This is a genomic window from Saccharopolyspora elongata (assembly GCF_004348985.1).
GTDB lineage: Bacteria > Actinomycetota > Actinomycetes > Mycobacteriales > Pseudonocardiaceae > Saccharopolyspora > Saccharopolyspora elongata.
The window spans coordinates 35452-56578 of the sequence record NZ_SMKW01000021.1 but is presented as its reverse complement, the minus strand read 5'-3'; the positions used below and the strand labels follow the sequence as shown (position 1 = coordinate 56578).

General features: G+C 71.3%; 21 protein-coding genes. 13 read left to right on the top strand and 8 right to left on the bottom strand.

The features are described from left to right. Positions 1–212: 212 nt before the first annotated feature. Positions 213–2657: a TNT domain-containing protein gene (locus E1288_RS17530; RefSeq protein WP_132486366.1), complete on the bottom strand. Its 2445-nt coding sequence runs from the start codon at positions 2655–2657 to the stop codon at positions 213–215. A gap of 296 nt (positions 2658–2953) precedes the next feature. On the opposite strand from E1288_RS17530, the gene E1288_RS17525 reads away from it, so the two are divergent. From E1288_RS17525 to phnE, 10 genes are all read left to right on the top strand, one after another. Next, on the top strand, positions 2954–4192 hold the full coding sequence (locus E1288_RS17525) for an MFS transporter (protein WP_132486364.1): 1239 nt from the start codon (positions 2954–2956) through the stop codon (positions 4190–4192). Beyond that, positions 4189–5181 (top strand): DMT family transporter, encoded by a 993-nt coding sequence (locus tag E1288_RS17520; RefSeq protein WP_235883622.1) that lies wholly within the window; start codon positions 4189–4191, stop codon positions 5179–5181. Before E1288_RS17525 ends, E1288_RS17520 begins: the two co-directional genes overlap by 4 nt. 6 nt (positions 5182–5187) lie before the next feature. Further along, positions 5188–6039 (top strand): bifunctional methylenetetrahydrofolate dehydrogenase/methenyltetrahydrofolate cyclohydrolase, encoded by an 852-nt coding sequence (locus tag E1288_RS17515; RefSeq protein WP_132486362.1) that lies wholly within the window; start codon positions 5188–5190, stop codon positions 6037–6039. A gap of 32 nt (positions 6040–6071) precedes the next feature. Next, positions 6072–6365, top strand: coding sequence for a DUF3017 domain-containing protein (locus E1288_RS17510; protein WP_132486360.1), 294 nt, complete (start codon positions 6072–6074; stop codon positions 6363–6365). A 21-nt stretch (positions 6366–6386) separates the two neighbouring features. After that, the gene (locus tag E1288_RS17505) at positions 6387–7142 is read left to right on the top strand and encodes a GntR family transcriptional regulator (protein WP_132486358.1); all 756 of its coding nucleotides are present in this window, start codon (positions 6387–6389) and stop codon (positions 7140–7142) included. 470 nt (positions 7143–7612) lie between these two features. Next, entirely contained in the window at positions 7613–8731 is a 1119-nt protein-coding gene (locus tag E1288_RS17500; protein WP_132486356.1) for a TIGR03364 family FAD-dependent oxidoreductase, read from the top strand. Beyond that, a complete protein-coding gene (locus tag E1288_RS17495) occupies positions 8728–9417 on the top strand; it encodes a phosphonatase-like hydrolase (protein WP_132486354.1) in 690 nt (229 codons plus the stop codon). The genes E1288_RS17500 and E1288_RS17495 overlap by 4 nt, the downstream gene beginning before the upstream one ends. Beyond that, positions 9414–10328 (top strand): phosphate/phosphite/phosphonate ABC transporter substrate-binding protein, encoded by a 915-nt coding sequence (locus E1288_RS17490; RefSeq protein WP_132486352.1) that lies wholly within the window; start codon positions 9414–9416, stop codon positions 10326–10328. Before E1288_RS17495 ends, E1288_RS17490 begins: the two co-directional genes overlap by 4 nt. After that, entirely contained in the window at positions 10319–11086 is a 768-nt protein-coding gene (phnC, locus tag E1288_RS17485) for a phosphonate ABC transporter ATP-binding protein (protein WP_132486350.1), read from the top strand. The genes E1288_RS17490 and phnC overlap by 10 nt, the downstream gene beginning before the upstream one ends. Before the next feature lie 5 nt (positions 11087–11091). Next, a complete protein-coding gene (phnE, locus tag E1288_RS17480) occupies positions 11092–12846 on the top strand; it encodes a phosphonate ABC transporter, permease protein PhnE (RefSeq protein ID WP_132486348.1) in 1755 nt (584 codons plus the stop codon). Between the two features lie 176 nt (positions 12847–13022). On the opposite strand, the gene E1288_RS17475 is transcribed toward phnE, so the two are convergent. Beyond that, positions 13023–13859, bottom strand: coding sequence for a DUF4253 domain-containing protein (locus tag E1288_RS17475; RefSeq protein ID WP_132486346.1), 837 nt, complete (start codon positions 13857–13859; stop codon positions 13023–13025). 91 nt (positions 13860–13950) lie between these two features. After that, positions 13951–15000: a medium chain dehydrogenase/reductase family protein gene (locus E1288_RS17470; RefSeq protein ID WP_132486344.1), complete on the bottom strand. Its 1050-nt coding sequence runs from the start codon at positions 14998–15000 to the stop codon at positions 13951–13953. A gap of 89 nt (positions 15001–15089) precedes the next feature. Between E1288_RS17470 and E1288_RS17465 the strand changes: the two genes are divergently transcribed. Next, a complete protein-coding gene (locus E1288_RS17465) occupies positions 15090–15770 on the top strand; it encodes a TetR/AcrR family transcriptional regulator (protein ID WP_132486342.1) in 681 nt (226 codons plus the stop codon). A gap of 116 nt (positions 15771–15886) precedes the next feature. On the opposite strand, the gene E1288_RS17460 is transcribed toward E1288_RS17465, so the two are convergent. From E1288_RS17460 to E1288_RS17450, 3 genes are all read right to left on the bottom strand, one after another. Next, complete coding sequence (locus E1288_RS17460) at positions 15887–16087, bottom strand: DUF1918 domain-containing protein (RefSeq protein WP_132486340.1); 201 nt, start codon at positions 16085–16087, stop codon at positions 15887–15889. 83 nt (positions 16088–16170) lie between these two features. Continuing rightward, on the bottom strand, positions 16171–16599 hold the full coding sequence (locus E1288_RS17455) for a hypothetical protein (RefSeq protein WP_132486338.1): 429 nt from the start codon (positions 16597–16599) through the stop codon (positions 16171–16173). A 138-nt stretch (positions 16600–16737) separates the two neighbouring features. Continuing rightward, a complete protein-coding gene (locus tag E1288_RS17450; protein WP_132486336.1) occupies positions 16738–17568 on the bottom strand; it encodes a metal-dependent hydrolase in 831 nt (276 codons plus the stop codon). Positions 17569–17755: 187 nt separating this feature from the next. Here E1288_RS17450 and E1288_RS17445 point away from each other — a divergent pair, with 187 nt between their 5' ends. Beyond that, entirely contained in the window at positions 17756–18976 is a 1221-nt protein-coding gene (locus E1288_RS17445; protein WP_132486334.1) for an NADP-dependent isocitrate dehydrogenase, read from the top strand. A 79-nt stretch (positions 18977–19055) separates the two neighbouring features. Here the strand turns inward: E1288_RS17445 and E1288_RS17440 are convergent, their stop codons facing one another. Beyond that, complete coding sequence (locus E1288_RS17440; protein WP_235883621.1) at positions 19056–19625, bottom strand: TetR/AcrR family transcriptional regulator; 570 nt, start codon at positions 19623–19625, stop codon at positions 19056–19058. A gap of 87 nt (positions 19626–19712) precedes the next feature. Between E1288_RS17440 and E1288_RS17435 the strand changes: the two genes are divergently transcribed. Then, positions 19713–20621 carry a TIGR03620 family F420-dependent LLM class oxidoreductase gene (locus tag E1288_RS17435; protein WP_132486330.1) on the top strand — a complete coding sequence of 303 codons (909 nt, stop codon included), beginning with the start codon at positions 19713–19715 and terminating at the stop codon, positions 20619–20621. A gap of 7 nt (positions 20622–20628) precedes the next feature. Here the strand turns inward: E1288_RS17435 and E1288_RS17430 are convergent, their stop codons facing one another. After that, on the bottom strand, positions 20629–20982 hold the full coding sequence (locus tag E1288_RS17430) for a VOC family protein (protein ID WP_132486328.1): 354 nt from the start codon (positions 20980–20982) through the stop codon (positions 20629–20631). Positions 20983–21127: the final 145 nt, after the last annotated feature.

The window sequence follows — 21127 nt, the reverse complement described above, 5'->3', positions numbered from 1 at the left end:
CCGGAACTCGTTGACCTGAAAGGGACTTCTGCCTCGTCGTTTGGCAGGTGCTACCCGCCTCGGGTTGTCGAGCAAGGCGCCCTGGGGCGAAAAGACCGCCGTGGCAAGGAGAATTCCTGTTGTGGCCGGGAAGATGTGGGCCCGGAATGAGCGAAGGGCGCCTGTGACCGACGTTGCCGGTCGCAGGCGCCCTTCGCGCTGAGCTGGATCGGTTATTCCATGGGCGGGCGGTCGTTGGCCGGCATCTCGGCCAGGGTGCCGTCCGCGAGCAGGTCGCCGATCGTCGTCGGGAGCACGAATGCCGTGCCACCGCCGGGCTGTTCGAACCACGGCACCGCAGTGCCGCGCAGCGCCTGGATCGGCCGCTGCACCCGGTACGCGAAGTACGAGCGGTTCGACCACTGCGGCGGCAGCGAACGGTGCGTGTACGGCGTGCGGATCGCGTAGGTGACGTTGCCGTTCGGCTCGCCGAACCGGTCCAGTTCGGTGCCCGGCTGCAGCATCACGATCCGGCGGTCCCGGTACAGCGTCAGCGGCGGCTCACCGCTGAGCGGCTGGATCTGCTGACCACCCTGCGGCTGGGCACCAGGCTGACCGCCTTGCGGCTGACCCGGCTGACCGCCCTGCGGCGGACGCGGCGGCCCCTGCCGGGGCGGCCCCGCCATGCCCGGCCCACCGGGGCCAGGACGCCGCTCCGCGCCGCCGACCGGCCCCTGCGCGGGTCCGGCCTGGGGCACTGGCGCTCCGCTTTCCCGGCGCGGCTGGCGCTTCGGCAGCGGCGGCGGTGCGCCCGGGCCGCCGACCGGCGGCTGAACGGGCTGCCCGACCGGCGGCGACGGCGGAGCCGCCGGCGCCGACTGCGGCGGCGCGGGCCGGTCCATGCGCGGTGCGGGCTGGAAGCGGGTGGCCTCTTCGCCCGCCTGCGCGGCGGTGTCCAGCGGCGGTTCTTGCGGTCCGCCCGCCGGGTCCTGGTTCGCGGTGAACAGCGGGTTCGCCCCACCGTGATCCGGTTCCGGCGCCGCCCGCTGCGGCAGGTCGGGCACTTCCGCCGCGGAGCGCTGCGGCAGGTCGGTCACCTCTGCGGAGCGCTGCGGGAGATCAGTGACCTCCGCTGCCGCCCGCTGCGGCAGGTCGGGCACTTCCGGTGCGGGACGCTGCGGCAGATCGGCGGCTTCCGGCGACCGCTGCGGCAAGTCCGGCGTGGCACGCTCCGGCAGATCGGCCGGCGGCACAGCCGCGTCGACCTGCGTCGGCGCGGGCCGGTCCATCAGGAGGCTGCCCAGCAGGTACGCCGCGGCGTGGTCGACGCGGGCGAACCGGACGTCCTCGCCGCCGTCGGAGCCGGCGGTGACGACCCAGTCGGCCCCGTCGTCCAGCAGGCAGCGGGCGTCCGGGCTGTGGCTGCCGATCCGGTAGCCGCGGCCGTCCACCTGGTGGTCGGTGAGCCGGTCGTGCAGCTTGGCCAGCACTTCCTGGGTGTCCGGTGCGTCGGTCTCGTCGAGCACGTGCCGGGATCCGCCCGACGGCTCGGGCTCGGCGAGCGCCTCGTCGGCCTCGTCGTCGAAGTCGGGTTCCGGCTCGTCCGCGGGCTCCGCGTAGTCCTGCGGCTCGCGGTCGAGCTCACCGTCGAGGTCGTCGGCGGGCTGGTCGAGCAGCTCGCTGACGGCCGCGTCGCGGGTGGCCTCGTCGACCTCGGGCACCTGGAACGCACGCCGGCGGATGTGCTCGACGAGCTCGGCTTCCGGCGGCACCCCGTACTGCGTCAGGTAGAAGGCGATGGCGCCCGGCCACAGCCAGGTGCCGTCGGTGTGCCAGGTGCCCGGCACGGACGCGGTGCGCTCCGGGTCGAGCTGGTCCTCCTCGTCCTCGCGGGACGCGAGCACGATCGGGGCGTTCTCCAGGTACTGGCGCAGCGCCCCGACCTCTTCGGCCGGGATCGGCTCGCGCTCGGCGACGACCGGGCGGCCCTGCTCGTCGTAGTCGTCGAAGACGTTGGCGACCTGGAATCCGTCGGCCGGCTCGGCGATCCCCGGCTCCGGGATCGGCGTTTCGGCGACGGCGGGTTCGGCCGCCGGCGGGGTCTCGAGCTCGATCGGGTCGACGACCGGTGCCTCGGCGATCGGCGGCTCGACGTTCGGTGCCTCGGTCACCGGCGCCTCGGCGACCGCCGGCTCAGCGGTCGGTGGCTCGGCGACCGGCGGCTCGGCGGGCTGGGACTGCGCGGGGCCGTCGAAGCGGTCCCGCATCCAGTCCGGGATGTTCTCCTCGGCGCGCGGGTAGCGACGCAGCTCGTCGACGTACGCGGCGCGCGGCAGCGGGCGGTGCCACTGCGGTTCGGAATCGAAGTTGATATCGATGCGGTAGCTCGACGGGCGCTCCACGACGTAGAGGGCGCTGAGCCAGGTGCCCACATCGGGCCGGTACATGCCTTCGCGCAGGCGCTCGAAGATCTCCTGCAGTTCGGTCGGCGGCTCCCAGGGGTGGGAGCTGCCGTCCTGAGCGGCGACCTCACCCAGCAGGTCGTGGTACTCACCGGTGGCGCGGTACTCCACCGTGATCTCCTGCCAGTCCTCGGGAGCGCCCTGTAACAGCAGAACCCCGATCCTGCGGGCGATCTGCTCCTGCTCTTCCGGACTGATCGCTGTCGGACGCGACATGGGTGACATCCTCCCCCTCTCGACGAGGCAACCCGACTCCACCCCGCCAAGACGCTACTCGACGCGGGTGCGGTCATGTGCGCTGTGTGCGAGTTCGGTGCCGTTCATCCAGCACACGTCCTCGCGCACAAGATCCTTGTCACAGCGCGCGGTGATCTCGTCACGAAAGCCTGCCTGTTGGGCGGGCGGATGAACATCACACCACCAGGTGTATCGATCAGCGGCGCCACGTCGGCGGCGGACGGTCGACGAAATTCGGTAGCGGCACGGGCGTGCCAGAAGCCAGAGTGAGGCACGTGCTTCGTCCCTACCGACTTCTGGCGGCGGTTCCGCATGCGTCGAGCCTGATGGCCTTCAGCCTGCTGGGACGCCTGCACATGCCGGCGCTGGCGATGGTGCTGGCCTTCCTGGTCGTCGACTGGACCGGTTCGTACGCCATCGGCGGCGTCATCGGGATGATGGTGACGGTCGGCCAGGCCATCGCCGGACCGCTGCGCGGCCGGGCCGCCGACCGCAGCTCGGCGCCGAAGCTGCTGGTCGTGACCGGTCTGGGCTCCGGGCTGGGGATGGTGGCGCTGGTCCTGGTGACCCGCTGGGTGGATCCGGCGCAGTGGTGGCTGATCCTGCCCGTGGCGATGTTCACCGGGCTGTCGCACCCGCCGATCACCCAGATCGGCCGGGCGATCTGGCCGCGGCTGACCGATGGTCCGGCGCGGGAGGCGGCCTTCGCGGTGGAGGCGACGCTGCAGGAGCTGCTGTTCGTCGTCGCGCCGATGCTGGCGACCTTCGTGGTCGCGATCTGGGGCACGGTCGTCGCGATGCTCGCCTGCGCGGCTTGGGCGACTCTCGGATCGATCATCTTCGCGGCGTCCTTGCTGCGCGCCGGGCTGCGCGAGGCGCCCGCGGAGGGCACGAGCGGCGCTCGTGAGGCGGGATCGCTGTTCCGGGTGCGCGGTTTCACGTCGTTGCTGCTGTTCTACGCCGCGTTGGTGGGCGGCCTGATCTCGATCGACCTGGTGCTCGTCGGCTGGGCCCGGGAGCGCGGTGCGCCCGAGCTTGCGGGGCTGCTGGCCATGGTGTGGGCGGTCGGGTCGCTGACCGGCGGCCTGGTGTCGGGCGGCTTCGCGGCGCGACCGCGGCTGTGGCTGCGGGTTCTGCTGGCCGCGCTGGGGATGGCCGCGCTGGTGCCGGCGCTGCCGCCGATCGCCGATCCCGGTTCGCCGTGGCTGGTCGGCGCCATCCTGCTGATCGGCGGCGCGGCGATCGCGCCGACGCTGGCCGCGGGCAACGGGCGGATCGCGGACCTGGCGCCCGCCGAGCGGCGCAGCGAGGCGTTCGGCTGGCTGACCAGCGCCACCACGCTGGGCGGGGCGATCGCCTCGCCCCTGGCGGGCTGGATGCTCGACATCTCCGGCCCGGCGATGGCCGCCGCAGCGGCGGCCGGGCTGGCCTTCGTGGGCTTCGGGTTTGTCGCACATCACAGCGCCCGGGCGTCGCGTGCGCCGCGGGAGAGGGAGCAGACTGCGGTTACGTGACTGTTTCTGCGTTGCGACACCAGGAAGACCGGCCGAAGACCCGGGAACGGACGCTCGGCATGGTCGGCGCTGCTGGGGTCGGGGTGTTGCTCGCGATCCAGGCGCGGATCAACGGCGCGCTCGGCGTGCGGATGGACGACGGCATCGCAGCCGGGCTGATCTCGTTCTTCGGCGGTTTCGTCGTGCTCCTGGCCGCCACCTTCGCGTTCCCGCAGGCGAGGCGCGGGTGGCGGAACCTGCGCACGGAGCTGCGCAGGCCGGGCGGGTTGCGGCCGTGGCAGTGCCTCGGCGGCGTGTGCGGCGGATATCTGGTGTTCACCCAGGGCATGGCGGCGGCCGCGCTCGGCGTCGCGATGTTCACCGTCGCGGTGGTGGCCGGGCAGGTCAGCAGCGGGCTCGTCGTCGACCGGCTCGGGTTGGGCCCCGCCGGGCCGCAGCACGTGACGCCCGCGCGGCTGCTGGGAGCGGGACTCGCCGTGGTGGCGGTGGTGATCGCGGTGTCCGCGAAGCTGGGCAGCGGCGAGGCCAGCTGGTTGGTGCTGCTGCCCGCGCTGGCCGGGATCGGGCTCGGCTGGCAGGCGGCGGTGAACGGCCGGATGAAGCAGGCGGCCGACTCGGCGGTGTTCGCGGCCATGTTCAACTTCGGCATCGGGATGACGGCCCTCGCGGTGGCCTTCGCGGTCGAAGTGGCGCTGCGCGGCCTCCCGCACTTCCCGGCGGAGCCGTGGCTCTACACCGGCGGTTTCCTGGGGATCTTCGTGATCGGCGGCTCGGTGGCGCTGGTGCGCTTCACCGGCGTGCTGGTGCTCAGCCTCGGCATGATCGCCGGCCAGCTGGTCGGCGCGCTGCTGCTCGACGTGTTCGCCCCGGCCGCCGGGACGGGCATCCCGGCGTCCACCGTGCTCGGCGTCCTGCTCACGCTGGTTGCCGTCGGCGTGGCGGCATTGCCGGACCGGCCGGGACGCGCCGGGCGCCGTCTGCCACGATGAACAGCCGTGAGCGCGACGATTCTGGACGGCAAGGCCACCAAGGACGCGATTTTCGACGAGCTGCGACCGCGGGTCGCCCGGCTCGTCGAGCAGGGGCACGCCCCCGGACTGGCCACGGTGCTGGTCGGCGATGACCCGGGTTCGCAGTCTTACGTGCGTGCCAAGCACAACGACTGCGCCAAGGTCGGTATCAAGTCGATCCGCAAGGACCTGCCCGCCGACGTCAGCCAGGCCGACGTCGAGGCGGTGCTGGACGAACTCAACGCCGACCCGGCCTGCACCGGCTACATCGTGCAGCTGCCGCTGCCCAAGCACCTCGACGCGGGCCCGCTGCTGGAGCGCATCGCGCCGGAGAAGGACGCGGACGGGCTGCACCCGATCAGCCTGGGGCGCCTGGTGCTCGGCGAGGAGGCGCCGCTGCCGTGCACGCCGCGCGGCATCATCGAGCTGCTGCGCCGCTACGACGTGCCGTTGAACGGCGCGCAGGTCGCCGTCGTCGGCCGCGGCATCACGGTCGGCCGCCCGATCGGCCTGCTGCTCACCCGGCGCAGCGAGAACGCCACCGTCACGCTCTGCCACACCGGCACCAGGGACCTCGCCGAGGAGGTGCGCCGCGCGGACATCGTCATCGCGGCGGCCGGCAAGCCGCACCTGATCATGGCCGACATGGTGAAGCCGGGCGCGGCGGTGCTGGACGTCGGCGTGAGCCGCACCGACGCCGGGCTGGCCGGGGACGTGCACCCGGACGTCGTGCAGGTCGCCGGTTTCGTGTCGCCCAACCCGGGCGGGGTGGGGCCGATGACCCGCGCGATGCTGCTGACCAACGTCGTCGAGGCCGCGGAACGCAACGCCGGCTGATCCGCAGACGGCACGACGATGGGAGGAACGGCGTGAGCGAACGGTTCGACGGCAGGTCGCGCCTGTCGGTGCACGTGCCGTTCGGCCTGGTGCTGCTGATCGTGCTGATCGGGCTGCTCCTGGTCTCGATGGGGCACTGGCGGCGGGGTACAGTGCTGCTCGGCGTCACGCTGCTGCTCGCGGCGACGATGCGCGCCGTGATCCCGCCGGAGCGGACGGGGCTGCTGGCGATCCGCAGCCGGGCCGTGGACGTCCTCGTCTACAGCGGGTTCGGCTTGGCGATCATCGCAGTGGCGATCACCATCAAGGACAGACTGCTGGGCTGAGCCCCCGTAGGGTTCCCCGTCGTGAGCATCGATCACCGGGCGGATGAGCCGGTTCGTTCCGGAATCCCGGAACACGGCCGGATTCCGCGCTACTACGCGGCGAAGATCGAGCTGCTCGAACTGGTCGAGGAGCTCGGAGAGGGAGCCGCGCTGCCTGCGGAGCGGGAGCTCGCGGAGCGGTGCGGCGTCTCGCGGGTGACGCTGCGGCAGGCCGTCACCGAGCTGGTGCTCGAAGGCCGGCTGATCCGCCGGCAGGGTAGCCGGACCGTCGTGGCGCCGCCGAAGATCGTGCAGCCGTTGGCGCTGGCCAGCTACACCGAAGGCGTCCGGGCGCAGGGCAAGGAGCCCGGCCGGACGGTGATCACCGTCGAGTCGCGGTCGGCGGATCCGCGCTTGGCGGCGGATCTCGGGCTGGCGCCGGGGGCCGAGGTGGTGCACCTGGAGCGGGTGCTGATGGCCGATGGCGAGCGGGTCGGGCTGGAGTCGAGCTATCTGCCGAAGCAGCGCTTTCCGGAGTTGCTGGGGGAGTTCGACCCGACCGGTTCGCTGTACGCGTTCCTGCAGGAGAAGCTGGGTGTGCGGTTCGGCGAAGCCGAGGAGCGCATCGAGACGGTGCTGGCGACGCCGCGCGAGGCGCTGCTGATCGGCACCAACCCGGCGACGCCGATGATCCTGCTGCACCGGTGCTCGTGGACCCCGGACGGTGAGCCGATCGAGCGGGTCCGCTCCCTGTTCCGCGGCGACCGCTTCAGCCTCGTCACCCGCCTCCGCGACTGAAAACCCCTTTGCGGCCGTGTCGTCGCCGGTGCACACGTGAGTGCTTTGTGTCGCTATAGAGGCTGTTCTGGATGTGGTGGCGCGGCGTCGTGGTAGGTCGGCTGGTGGCTTCGAGGTGGCGGAGTGAACGGCCTATTCGCCCCACCTATCGAGATGAACGGGCCGTTCACTCCACACCGACCGATCCCCGCCGACGCCGGACGGCTGCAGTGAACGGACCGTTCACCTCACCTATCGAGGCGAACAGGCCGTTGACTCCACACCAGCCAACGACGACTCATCACTGCGCCAACGGGTCAAACTGTCGCCATAGCAGCCAAAAGTACGCATGGCAGCTGACCAGGCCGAACCTTTCTCCGAAGACATCAAAAATAACGAACAGATAACTGATCTAGTCCTTCTGGTGGTGTTCACCTGGGGTTCGCCGCGCCTGCACTGGCTATTCGTCGTCGGCCGCGAGTGTTTGCGCCGTGCGAGTTCTGATTGTTGGCGGCGGCGTGCTGGGCACCATGCACGCGCTGCGGGCCCTGGAGCGGGGCCACGAAGTGGTGCACCTGGAGCGCGAGGCAGAGGCTCGCGGTGCCTCGGTCCGGAACTTCGGGCTGATCTGGGTCAGCGGCCGGGAAGCCGGCCCGGACCTGGAGGTCGCGATGCGCGCCCGCCAGGACTGGGAGCGCATCGCCGCGGACGTGCCGGAGCTCGGCTTCCGCGGCAACGGCTCGCTGACCGTGCTCCGGACGCCGGCCGAGCTGGCGGTGGCGGAGGAGTTCGTCGCCCGCCCGGACGCCGCCGAGCGCGGCACGAAGCTGCTCGACCCGGCCGAGGCGAGGACGCTGAACCCGGCGCTGCGCGGCGAGATGCTGGCCGCGCTGTGGTGCGAGCAGGACGGCGCCGTCGAGTCGCGGACCGCGCAGCCCGCGCTGCGCGCGCACCTCGCCAAGACCGGCCGCTACTCCTGGCTGCCCGGTCGCGAGGTTCGCGACGTCGGCGAGGGCTGGGCGCGGGACGACACCGGCGAGCGGCACGAAGCCGACGTCGTGGTTCTCTGCACCGGCGCGGCCCTCGGCGGTCTGGTCCGGGAACTGCGGCCGGAGCTGCCGGTTCGCCGGGTCCGGCTGCAGATGATGCAGACCGATCCGCTCGGCGAAACCCTGACGACCTCGATCGCCGACGGAGACAGCATGCGCTACTACCCCGGCTACCGCGGCGCGGCGCTGGACGCACTCAACGCCACCGAGTCGCAGCCGCAGGTGGCCGCGGACAACGGCATGCAGCTGCTGATGGTGCAACGAGTCCACGGTGGACTGACCATCGGCGACACCCACGAGTACGACGCACCGTTCGCGTTCGACGTTCACGAAGATCCCTACGAGCACCTCAAGCAGCGCGCCGAGGAACTGCTCGGCCGCCCGCTGCCGCGGATCGCGCGCCGCTGGGCCGGGGTTTACGCGCAGACCGCGGACAAGTCGCGCGTCGTGCACCGCGAGCAGGTGCTCCCCGGCGTCTGGCTGGTGACCGGTCCCGGCGGGCGCGGCATGACCTGTTCCCCGGCGATCGCCGCCGACACCTGGCAGGAGATCGACGCATGATCAAGCTGGTAGTGCTGGACATGGCAGGCACGACGGTGGCCGACGACGGCCTGGTCGAGCGGGCGTTCACGCAGGCGATCGGCGAGGTCGGCGTCGCCGAGGACGACGCCGCGTTCCCGGGCATGCTCGACTACGTCCGCCGCACCATGGGCGAATCGAAGATCACCGTCTTCCGGCATCTGCTGAGCGGCGACGAAGACCTCGCGCAGCGGGCGAACCAGGCCTTCGAGCGGGCGTACGCCGAACGCGTCGCGGACGGCGACTGCCGGGAGATCGACGGCGCCGAGGCGGCGATCCGGCGACTCCGCGACAACGGCATCAAGGTCGCCCTGACCACCGGTTTCTCCGAGACGACGCAGCGCCAGATCCTCGACGCGCTGGGCTGGGGCGGGCTGACCGACCTGACCCTGACCCCGGCGCAGGCCGGCCGCGGACGGCCGTACCCCGACATGGTGCTCACCGCCCTGCTGCGGCTGGGCATCGACGACGTGCGCGAAGTCGCCACCGTCGGCGACACCGCGTACGACGTGCGTTCCGGCCTGTGCGCCGGGGCGTCGATCGTCGCGGGCGTGCTCACCGGCGCGCACGACCGCGCCGCGTTCACCGAAGCCGGTGCCACCCACGTCCTCGAATCCGTCCGCGACCTCCCCGAACTCGTACTGCCAGCAAAGGAAGATCTGCAGTGAAACGCATCAGCCGACTGGTCGTCGGACTCGCCGTGCTGGGCCTGCTCTCGGCGTGCGGGCCGAGCGCGGCCGAGCAGGGCGGCGAGTCCGACGAGCTCGTGTTCGCCGCCGTCCCGTCCGAGGAATCGGCCAGCCTGCAGCAGGACTACCAGCCGGTGCTGGACCTGCTGGCCAAGGAGACCGGCAAGAAGATCACCTTCCAGAAGGCCACCGACTACGCCGCGATCATCGAGGGCCAGCGCGCCGGGAAGATCGACATCGCGAAGTACGGCCCGTTCTCCTACGTGCTGGCCAAGAAGCAGGGCGTGCCTGCGAACGCGGTCGCCGGCCAGGTGGAGGCGAAGGGCGAGCAGCCCGGCTACCGCTCCTACGCGATCACCCGCCCGGGCAGCGGGATCACGTCGCTGGCCGACTTCCGCGGCAAGAAGGTCTGCTTCGTCGACCCGACCTCGACCTCCGGCTACCTGTACCCGAAGGCGGGCCCGCTGCAGGCGGGCATCAACCCGGATACCGACGTGCAGCCGGTCTTCGCCGGCGGCCACGACGCCTCCGCGATCGCCGTCGCCAAGGGCGACTGCGACGCGGGGTTCGCCTACGACAGCATGGTCGACCGGCAGCTGGTCGAGAAGGGCCAGCTGCAGCCCGGCCAGCTGACCGCGGTGTGGAAGTCGGTGGTGATCCCCGGCGACCCGGTCGCCATCTCCGACGACCTGGACCCGGCGCTGAAGGGGAAGATCATTACCGCGCTGCGGGACAAGGCCAACAGCGATTACCTGCGCGCCAACGGGTTCTGCACCGGGGAGTGCAAGATCGGCGACGTCGACGGGTACGGGTTCGCCCCGGTCGACGACGCGTTCTACAACGGCATCCGCGAGGTCTGCGACGTGACCAAGGACAAGCAATGCCAGTGATCGCCTTCGACCGGGTCGGCAAGTCCTTCGGCAGCGTTCGGGCGCTGGACGAGGTGTCGCTCGACGTGGAGCGGGGCGAGGTCGTCGTCCTGCTCGGGCTTTCCGGATCGGGCAAGTCCACCCTTCTGCGCCACGTGGACGGGCTGCAGCGCGCGACTTCCGGAAGCGTCCGCGTGCTCGGCGAGGACGTCGGCTCGCTGCGCGGATCCGGCCTGCGAGCGCTGCGCCGCCGGGTCGGGTTCGTGTTCCAGCAGTTCCACCTCGTCGGATCGCTGACGGTGCTGGAGAACGTGTGCACGGGCGCGCTGGGCAGCCTGCGCGGCCCGCGGCTCGGGCTCTTCGCCTACCCGAAGCGGATCCGCTACGCCGCGATGGAGCAGCTGGAGCGGGTCGGCCTCACCGACCAGGCGCTGCAGCGCGCGGACACCCTCTCCGGCGGGCAGCAGCAGCGTGTCGCGGTGGCGCGGGCGCTGCTGCAGAAGCCGGAGGTCCTGCTCGCGGATGAGCCGGTCGCGTCGCTGGACCCGGACTCGGCGGCGCAGGTGATGAACCTGATCGCGGAGATCGGCCGGGAGGACGGGCTCACCGTGCTCTGCAGCCTGCACCAGGTCGACCTGGCGTTGAGCTGGGGGCACCGGATCGTCGGGCTGCGCTCCGGGAGCGTCGTGCTGGACACCCCGGTCGACGGGTTGAGCCGGGACGCGGCGATGGGGATCTACGCCAAGGTCGGATCGGCCGAGCTCGCGACGGCGGGGTGAATTCCGTGACCACGACAGCAGAAGCGCCGGCCCGCCGGGCCGGGGCGGCGCCGCGCCGCCGGACGCTGGCCCGGACCCGCCCGGAGGGCGCGGCGGCGGCACTGGTCGTGCTCGCCCTGCTGGGCGCCGCGATCTGGGCGTTCAGCGACCTGCGGCTGAACCTGGCGACCATTGTGGACGGACTCGGCAACGCGGCGGACTTCGCGGCCCGCACGCTGCCGCTGGACTTCCCGCCGATCGGCGAACTGCTCGGCCTGGCCGGGCAGACGCTGGCGATCGTGGTCTGCGCGACGCTGGTCGCGTCGCTGATCAGCGTGCCGGTGGCGGTCCTGGCGGCGCGCAACACCACGCTCGGCGGCGCCGGCCGGTTCGGCGCACGCGTGGTGATCGTGGTGGCCCGCGCGGTCCCGGACGTGGTGCTGGCGATCGTGTTCTTCCGGATGTTCGGCTTCGGCGGGCTGACCGGCGTGCTCGCCATGGGCCTGCACTCGGTCGGCATGATCGGCAAGCTGTACGCGGACGCCATCGAGCAGGTCGACGAGGGGCCTCGCACCGCGATCCGCGCGGCCGGCGGCACCCGGTTGCAGCAGCTGGTCAGCGGCGTCCTGCCGCAGGTGCTGCCGTCGTTCGTGGCGACCTCGCTGCACCGGCTGGACATCAACCTGCGGGTGTCGGTGGTGCTCGGCTTCGTCGGCGTCGGCGGGCTCGGGCAGGCGATCGCGGATTCGCTGCGCACCCTCGACTACCAGCGCGGGATGGCGTTGGCGTCGGTGGTGTTCCTGCTGTGCGTGCTGGTCGAGATCGTGTCCGGTTCGATCCGCCAGGCGTTGCTGGGCGTGCGCGAGGAGCGCGGCCGGAAGCCCGGCGTGCTCGCGGCGCTGACCGGGCGGAAGCTCGGCGTACAGGTGCCGGTTCAGCGGGTCGCGGGGCTCGTGAGCGGCGATGCCGGTTCTTACCGGAACGAGCGCTCACGACCACCGATCAGTCCTCAGTGGACGACTGCCCGGCTGCGGCGCACCGGCTACTGGCTGCTGACCGCCCTGATCGTGGCCGCGTCGATCTGGGGCGCCGACATCTCGTTCGCCCAGTTCGAGCGCGCGATCACCAACTTCGGCCCGACGCTGGCGCTGTTCTGGCCGCCGGAAACCGGCGGCATCCTCGGCGAGCTGCTGGCCGAGCTGCTGGTGACCGTCCAGATCGCGCTGGCCGCGACGCTGATCGGCGCGGTGCTGGCGCTGCCGATCGGCGCGCTGGCGGCGGCGAACGTGGCGCCGAGTCCGGCGGTGGCGAAGTTCTTCCGCGGCGTGGTGCTCGCGGTTCGCGGGGTGCCGGAGCTGGTTCTGGCCATCGTGTTCGTGGTGATCACCGGCCTGGGCGCGGTCGCGGGCGCGTTCGCGCTGGGCGTGGGATCGGTGGGCCTGCTGGGGAAGCTCGTCGCGGATTCCCTGGAGGAGGTGGATCGCGGTCGCGAGCAGGCGCTGCGCGCGACCGGGGCGAACCGGCTGCAGGTGTTCTTCGCGGCGACGGTGCCGCAGGCAGCTCCGGCGTTCGTGGCGCACGTCCTGTACCAGCTGGACACGAACTTGCGCGCGGCGACGCTGCTGGGACTGGTCGGCGCGGGCGGCATCGGCTACTACCTGCTGAACGCCTCGCGGGTCCTGGAATTCGGCGTGGTCACAACGGTTCTGCTGCTCACCTTCGCGGTGGTCATGCTCGTCGAACTGCTGGCCCTCTGGCTCCGCAAGGTCCTCCACGCCTGAGGGGTCCCCATCCGGGTGTCGGTCCGCAATTTCAATGGAAATCGGACCTTCGATTTCCATTGAAATTGCGGCGGAACACGGCGCCGGAACCGGTTCCCGCAGGTCGACGCCCGTGAGGGTGTTGAGTTGCTATAGCGCCCCAAAGCGCTCACGGGCCTCTAGCGGGTGAGTCGGGCTCACTCCCACCAGAAGGACCAGGTGCGGCGGCCGCGGATCTCCTGGGCGTAGGCCTCGATGGTGCCCGTCTCCTGCAGGATCCGGTCCGGGCAGAAGGTCCAGTGCTCCGCCGCGACGGCCGCGGCGTGGTCCGCGTCCTGCGGCGGCGCCGCCACGCTCAGGTCCAGCCGGTCCGGGCCGAGGCGCAGCAGGCGCGCCCCGAACCGCTCCTCCCAGCTGCGGGCCATCGCCGAGAGCCCGGCCGTGCGCGACACGTGGTTCGCCGCGCCGGACCAGCCCAGCGCCGTCAGCACGTCCGCGCCGCGCCGCACCGGGATGAGCGCGAGCCGGGTGTCGGCGTCGATGAAGCGCGGCAGCTGCTGGTTGGCCAGGACGTCCGGATCCGCCAGCAGGTTCCCGCCCCGCGCCGGTCCCGGGCAGTGGTAGTCGAACGGCGCCAGCACTTCCAGGTCGTACGCCGGGCCGAGCTCGTCGTCTGCCTGCACCAGGCCGTCCCAGATCCGGGCCATCACGTCGACCACCCGCCAGCGGTCGATGTGCTCCAGCGGCTCCGGCGGCACGACGCCGACCGTGCACCGCTCCCCGTAGACCTCGTCGCTGTCGCACAGCAGCAGCGGCAACAGCCCGGTGATGCGGTGTTCGGCGCGAAGGGCGGCGACGAGCTGCGGCGCCGGGGCGTCGTCGCTGATCCAGCACAGCGGCTCGGGGTTGTCGGTGAGGGTGGTCTGCTCGGTCAGGACCTCGCCGGGCGGTAGCGGGACGGAAACTCCTGCACCGGTGCCGAAAACCGCGGACAGGTCGGCAGGAGCCCCCGCTTGCCGGTCGTCTCGCAACACTTCACCGCCTCCTAGGCAAACGCCCCTCGTCGCGGACCACCTTAGAGCCTGGCCTCGACCCGTTTCGCGTGGCGTGCGCAGCCCGCGGCCGTCAAGCCCCGGCGCGATCCGGGGAAAGTCCCGGGATCAGCAGGATTCGGCCGGTCCGGCTGCCCGAGATGTGCAGGTCGAGCGCGCGTGCCGCGGATTCCAGCGGCAGCCGCTCGGCGACCAGCGGCCGCAACTGTCCACTGGCGACCATTCGGAACAGCCGGGCCAGGTCCGTCCGGAACTGCGCGTTCGGCCTGATGTAGTACATCCGGGCGCGCCGACCGCCGGTGCGCCCGAGCAGCCGTGCCAGCTCCCACCGGGCGAGCCGCCGGGTCAGGCCCAGGTAGGGGCGCCACCACGGCCCGTCGTCGTGCAGCGTCGCCGAGCTGCCGTAGGCGTGCAGCGAGCCACCCGGCGCGAGGAGTCGCCAGGATCGGTCCAGGCTCTCCGGGCCGAGCGGGTCGAAGATGGCGTCCACGCCGCCGGGCGCGAGCTCGGCCACGCGGGCGTCGACGTCCTCGGTGCGGTGGTCGATGAGCTCGATGCCGATGTCCCGCAGCTCTTCGTGCCGGCTCGCGGACGCCGTCCCGATTACCCGCGCGCCGGCTGCGAGGCCGAGCTTCGCCAGCAGGACGCCGACGCCGCCGCCGACGCCGTGCACCAGCATCGTCTGTCCACTTCGGATATTCGCGGCGCGGTGCAGCATCTGCCACGCCGTGACGCCGTTGACGATCATCGCGGCCGCGTCGTCGGCCTCGACCCCGTCCGGCACGGAAACCAGTTCGGCGTCCCGGATTTCGGCGTACTCGGCCCACGCGCCGGTGCGCGGCATGGCCGCGACCCGCTGGCCCGGCCGCCACCCGGTGACCGCCGAGCCGACCGCGACGACCTCGCCGACCAGGTCGTAGCCGGGCACGAACGGGAACTTCGGCTGGGCCGGGTAGCGCCCGCGCAGCATCTGCACCTCGGCGAAGGACACCCCGGTGGCCTCGACCCGGACCAGCACGCCGTGCGGTCCCGGCGCGGGCGGAGCGCTGCGCCGCGTGGTGACGACTTCGGTCCCGCCGAGGCCGGTGAGCACGATCTCGGTTCCGGTGGTGGGGATGCTCATGACGCCTCCGTGTAACAAGCTCGTTTGATTGTTAGAAGTTCTAACGTGACTATGAGCCTGTTACGGTGTGGGTGTCAAGGGGAGGGGACATGGACGCAGCGCCGCGCAGCCCGCGGGAGCGGTTCCGGGAGCAGATCCGCAACGAGGCCAAGCGGGTCGCGCTCGACCAGCTCGCCGAATCGGGACCTGCGGGGATCTCGGTGAACGCGATCGCGAAGCGGATGGGCATCACCGGCCCCGCGCTGTACCGGTACTTCGACAGCCGGGATGCGCTGCTGACCGACCTGGTCGTGGACGCCTACAACGACCTCGGCGATGCGATGGAAGCCGCGACGCAAGCGCACCGCAGCGCGGAGCCCGCGACGAGGTTCCGCGAACTCGGCGCCCGGTTCAGGGCCTGGGCGCTGGCGCAGCCGCACCGGTACCTGCTGCTGTTCGGCACGCCGGTGCCGGGCTTCCAGGCCCCGGAACTCACCATCGGCCTCGCCGACCGGGCTTTCCGGCCCGTCCTCGACGTCGTCGCCGACCTGGCTCCCGGCGGGCTGCCCGCGGAGCGCACCGCGTTCGACCGGCAGCTCACCGCCTGGCGCGAGCGGCGCGGCGGATCATCGCTCCCGCCGGCCGTCCTGCAGCGCGCGCTGCTGGCCTGGTCGCGGATGCACGGCCTGATCAGCCTCGAAGTGGAGGGGCAGTTCGGTGCGATGCTCGTTGACCCGGAGCCGCTGTTCCGGGCGGAGCTGGAATCGGTGCTCGACCAGCCCTGGCAGTGAGGCGACTCCTCGGGGGTGCCTCGCTGGGGGAGAGGTCTGGAGCTGCGAGGCGACGCCCGGAGGAGCCGCGCGACTCAGGCGGATCCGCCGTCGTGCGAGGCGGAGCGGCCGAGAGGTCAGTCCCCTTCGCGGGGACGGGGAGTCTCGATCGAGCAATCGCCGCCCGGGAAGACCAGGCCCTCGTGGCCGTCCTTGAACCGGACCTTGTACGGCGGGGCGCCGTCCTCGCCTCGGACCTCCAGGATCTCGGCGATCTGGTCGGCCTCGTCGACGTGCCTGCTGTGCACGTGCAGTCGATCACCAACGGCTGCTTTCATCACCCATCACCTCCGCGGTCCCAGACTAAGTGACCGGGGCCACATCGCACATCGGGTGCGCCGCGGAGGTGCGGGCGGCCGCCTCAGTTGCCGATCTGCGAGCAGGTGGTGGTCACCTGCTGGTACCGCTCCAGCTGGGCGGTGGTCCACTCCGCGCTCGACTCCAGCGTGATCTCGCCGGAGGCGACGCGCTGCACGGACTGCTCGACCTCGAGGAGGTTCTGGCGCAGCGTCTGGTCGGCCGTCTGCTCGGCCAGCTTGCGCAGTTCCTCGGCCTTCGCCTCCGCGTCGGCCTTCGCCTGTTGCGGGTCGGCGAAGTTGGGCATGAAGCTCGCGACGTTGATCGCCTGCGCGCAAGCGGAAATCGAATCCAGGTTCTGCTGCGCCTGCTGGATCTGCTCGTCGGCGTTCTGCAGGCCCTGCTGAACCTCCTGAACCTGGCCGCACGCGGCGAGGCCGGTCAGCAGCGGCAGCGACAGGGCTGCCACCACGAACCTCTTTCGAGCTCGCATCTTCCCTCCGGGGCTTCGGGCGGCGCCGAAGTGGTGCCGCTCTTGTACCCTATCGACCCCGGAACGAGCGATGGGCGAAATGTCGCATCCAGCGGGCCCGAGATCGGCTAAATCCCGTGGATTCGGGAGCGGAACCGATCAGGACGGGGAGATCCAGGCCATGATCTCGGGCGGCAGGTCGAGCTGGGCGATCCACGGGGCCGCGCCGATCCGGTAGAGGACGACGGCGCTCAGCACCACCGCGGCGATCGTCAGGCCCGGGCCGACGAGCACCATCTCCACCTTGCCGCCGGTGCGCATCCGCAGCGCCTTCGGCGGCGCCACCGGGTACCAGGTCTTGCCGCTCAGCGGGACCGGCCAGAGCATCGGGCAGCCCTGCTCGGTGATCGCGTCGCCGATGAAGTGCGCGATGCAGCCGATCATCACCGCTACCCCGAAGGCCGCGGCGTTGGTGGGCTGGTCGCCGGCCCAGGCCCAGCAGGCGAGGGTGAGCAGCACCGAGGCCACCGTGATCATCAGCGCGTCCTTGCCGGACGACCAGGTGTGCAGGAGCCCCCGGACCGCGAGCCCGGCGAAGAAGAACATCAGCACGCCGAGCGCGGTGCCCTGGCTGGTCTGCACGATGGCCGTGGTGATCAGCCCGGCGAGCACGGCGAAGACGACGGTGTGGGTGAAGCCGCGGTGGGTGCCCTCCCGGTTGCTGTCGTGCTTGGTGCGGGTCAGCCGGTAGACGAAGCCGCTGAAGCCGCTGATCCCGGCCGACGCGCCGCGCGAGACGGCGCCGAAGGTGCTGGCCACCGTCGACTTCGGGTGATCGATGTCGGGCAGCAGCGCGGCCCCGGCGGACAGCGTGGCCCCGACCACCCAGGTCTTCGGGGATAATTGCCCCAGCGCGTGAGTGTCGGCCAGGGCGGTCACTGCCGCCCAAGCGGCCACCCCGCTCATCGCGTGCGTCGGTCCGGTCGCCACGGCCCCTCCAAGATCGCTCGGTCGGTGTCGAGCGTAGAAGAAGATCACGACACCTGGTCGCGGTCGGGAACAGTGGCGCAACGCGCGTCCGCCGGGGTGGTGGCGGACGACGGGGGCAAGGCACAATCGAAGCCGATAGCAGTACGCTTGTACCGCTTGCATTCTCGCGAGAGGAGCACCCCGCCACATGAGCAAGATCAAGGTCCAGGGCACCGTAGCCGAGCTCGACGGCGATGAGATGACCCGGATCATCTGGTCCTTCATCAAGGACAAGCTGATCCACCCGTACCTGGACATCAACCTCGATTACTACGACCTCGGCATCGAGCACCGGGATGCCACCGACGACCAGGTCACGGTCGACGCGGCCAACGCCATCGCCAAGCACGGCGTCGGCGTGAAGTGCGCCACCATCACGCCGGACGAGGCCCGCGTGGAGGAGTTCGGCCTGAAGAAGATGTGGCGGAGCCCGAACGGGACGATCCGCAACATCCTCGGCGGCGTCATCTTCCGCGAGCCGATCGTGATCTCCAACATCCCGCGCTACGTGCCGACCTGGACGAAGCCGATCGTCATCGGTCGTCACGCGCACGGCGACCAGTACAAGGCCACCGACTTCAAGGTCCCCGGCCCGGGCACCGTCACCGTCACCTACACCCCGGAAGACGGCGGCGAGCCGATCGAGTTCGAGGTCGCCAAGTTCGGTGCGGACGGCGGCGTCGCGATGGCGATGTACAACTACCGCAAGTCGATCGAGGAGTTCGCGCGCGCGTCCTTCCGCTACGGCCTGGAGCGCGGCTACCCGGTCTACATGTCGACCAAGAACACGATCCTCAAGGCCTACGACGGCATGTTCAAGGACGTGTTCCAGGAGATCTTCGACAGCGAGTACAAGGCCGAGTTCGACGCCAAGGGCATCAGCTACGAGCACCGGCTGATCGACGACATGGTCGCCAGCGCCCTGAAGTGGGAGGGCGGCTACGTCTGGGCCTGCAAGAACTACGACGGTGACGTGCAGTCCGACACCGTGGCGCAGGGCTTCGGCTCGCTGGGTCTGATGACCTCGGTCCTGATGACCGCCGACGGCAAGGTGGAGGCCGAGGCCGCGCACGGCACGGTCACCCGCCACTACCGCCAGCACCAGCAGGGCAAGCCCACCTCGACCAACCCGATCGCGTCGATCTTCGCCTGGACCCGCGGCCTGCAGCACCGGGGCAAGCTGGACTCGACCCCGGAGGTCGTCGGCTTCGCCGACACGCTGGAGAAGGTCGTCATCGAGACCGTCGAGAGCGGCAAGATGACCAAGGACCTGGCGCTGCTGGTCGGCGGCGACCAGGCGTTCCAGACCACCGAGGCGTTCCTCGCGACGCTGGACGAGAACCTCCAGAAGAAGATGGCCAACCGCTGATCTTCCGCACCGCGAACGCCGCTCCCCACCAGGGGGGCGGCGTTTTCCGCTTTCCGGGCGCCCGGGGCCGGGCGCGGCTTCAGGACCAGATGCCCTCGACCAGCAGGGTCAGGAAGCGGTCGATGCTGTTCGGGCTGTGCTCGTTGGCCCACGAGATCGACGCCACCAGCAGCAGGAGTTCGCTCGCCAGGAGATCGGGGCGGACCTCGCCGGCCTGCTGGGCGCGCGCGAGCAGCTGTTCCCCCACCTCCCGCATCGCGTGGCAGGACGCGTAGAGCCGGGAGTCCTCGTCGTTCAGCGTTGCCATCACGGAGGCGGGCAGCCCCTGGTACCTGTTCGACGACTTCGCGAATTCCCGCAACCAGGAGACCAGCGCGGTCCGTGGTGACTTCGCGCCCAGCAGGTCGGCGCCCATCTCGCACAGCGTGGCGAAGCGGTCGTGCAGCAGTGCTTCGAGCAGCGCGTCCCGCGTCGGGAAGTGCCGGTAGAGGGTGCCGATGCCGACTCCGGCGCTGCGCGCGATCTCCTCCAGGGAAGCGTCGGTTCCGCGCTCGCGGAAGGCGGCCTCGGCTTCCGCGAGCAGTCGTTCGTAGTTCCGGCGCGCGTCGGCCCGCATCGGTCGTCGCTCGGTCGTCATGTCCTCACCCATCGGGAATCTCGTTGCCAACCGGAGGCTCCCTCCGTATTCTTTCGGGGAACCGGAGGATGCCTCAGCTTAATCGGAGGGTGGCAGAACATGTCCCACGCACAGCACGACCCCGGCCGGCTCGGAATCTGGACGTTCGCGTTCGATCCGCACCCCGCCGCGCGGGTCCGCGATGCCGCGGCGGAACTGGAGGAACTGGGCTACGGCGCGGTGTGGTTCGGCGAGGCGTTCGGCCGGGACGCGGTGTCCCAGGCCGCGCTGCTGCTCGACGCGACGAAGCGAATCGTCGTGGCGACCGGTATCGCGAACATATACCTGCGGGATCCGATCGCCACGGCGGCTGCGGAACGCTCGCTCGGTGAGCAGCACCCCGGCCGGTTCGTGCTCGGCCTCGGCGGGCACCGGGTTCCCAGCTCGCCGACCGCGTTCGCCGGCTACCGCATCCCCTTCAGCGGCAAGCCGGTGTCGAGCATGCGCGACTACCTCGACAACCTGGACGAGGTTCCGCTCAACGCCGCCGCGGCAACGGTGCCGCCCCGGCGGCTCCTAGCCGCGCTGGGGCCGAAGATGCTGGACCTGGCCGCCGAACGCACCTGGGGAGCGCACACCTACTTCGTGCCCGTCGCGCACACCGCGATGGCGCGCGAACGCATGGGCACGGAGGCGTACCTCGCGGTCGAGCAGGCCGTCGTGCTCGACCCGGACCGGGATCGGGCTCGCCGGACGCAACGCGAGCACGTCGGCGGCTACCTGCAGGCCCCGCACCAGCGGAACAACCTGCTGCGGCTCGGCTTCGACGAAGCCGACCTCGCCGACGGCGGCAGCGACCGGCTGGTCGACGCGGTCGTCGCCGGTGGCGACATCGAGAGCATCGCCGAACGGGTGCGGGAGCACTTCCAGGCTGGTGCCGACCACGTCTGCCTGCAGGTGCTGACGGCGACGCCGGGCGAACTGCCGATGCCCCAGTGGCGAGAGCTGGCGGCGCTCGTCCAGGGGTAGCGGGCGCTCAGGGAGCGAAGGCGCAGAACTCGTTGCCCTCGGGGTCGGCGAGGATGTCCCAGCCGATCTCCTCGTCCCGGGCCCGGACCAGGGTCGCGCCCAGCGCGAGCAGTTCGTCGCGGTCGCCGACGACGTCCAGGTGCATCCGGTTCTTGCCGTTCTTCGGCTCGCGCACCGGGTTGAGCCAGATCAGCGGCCCGACGCCGGCCGGGTCGACGATCGGCACCGGCCACTCGGCGGGGCGATCGCCGGCGTCGGCGAGGCTGTCCCGGCGGACGTAGCCGATCGCTCGGCACCACCAGTCCGCCAACGCCTGGTGGTCGAGCGCGTCCAGTGCGAGGTCCTTGAAGCGTGCGGGCATGCCGGGATTCAACCGGACTACCGCCTGCGCACGGGTGCCGGGCGGGCGACACCCGAGCCGCTGAACCGGGCGTGCCGACGGGTGCCCGGGGTTCCGCCCTCGCCGCCGGGCCGGTTATAGCTGGTTTGACCGTGCCGGACCAGGA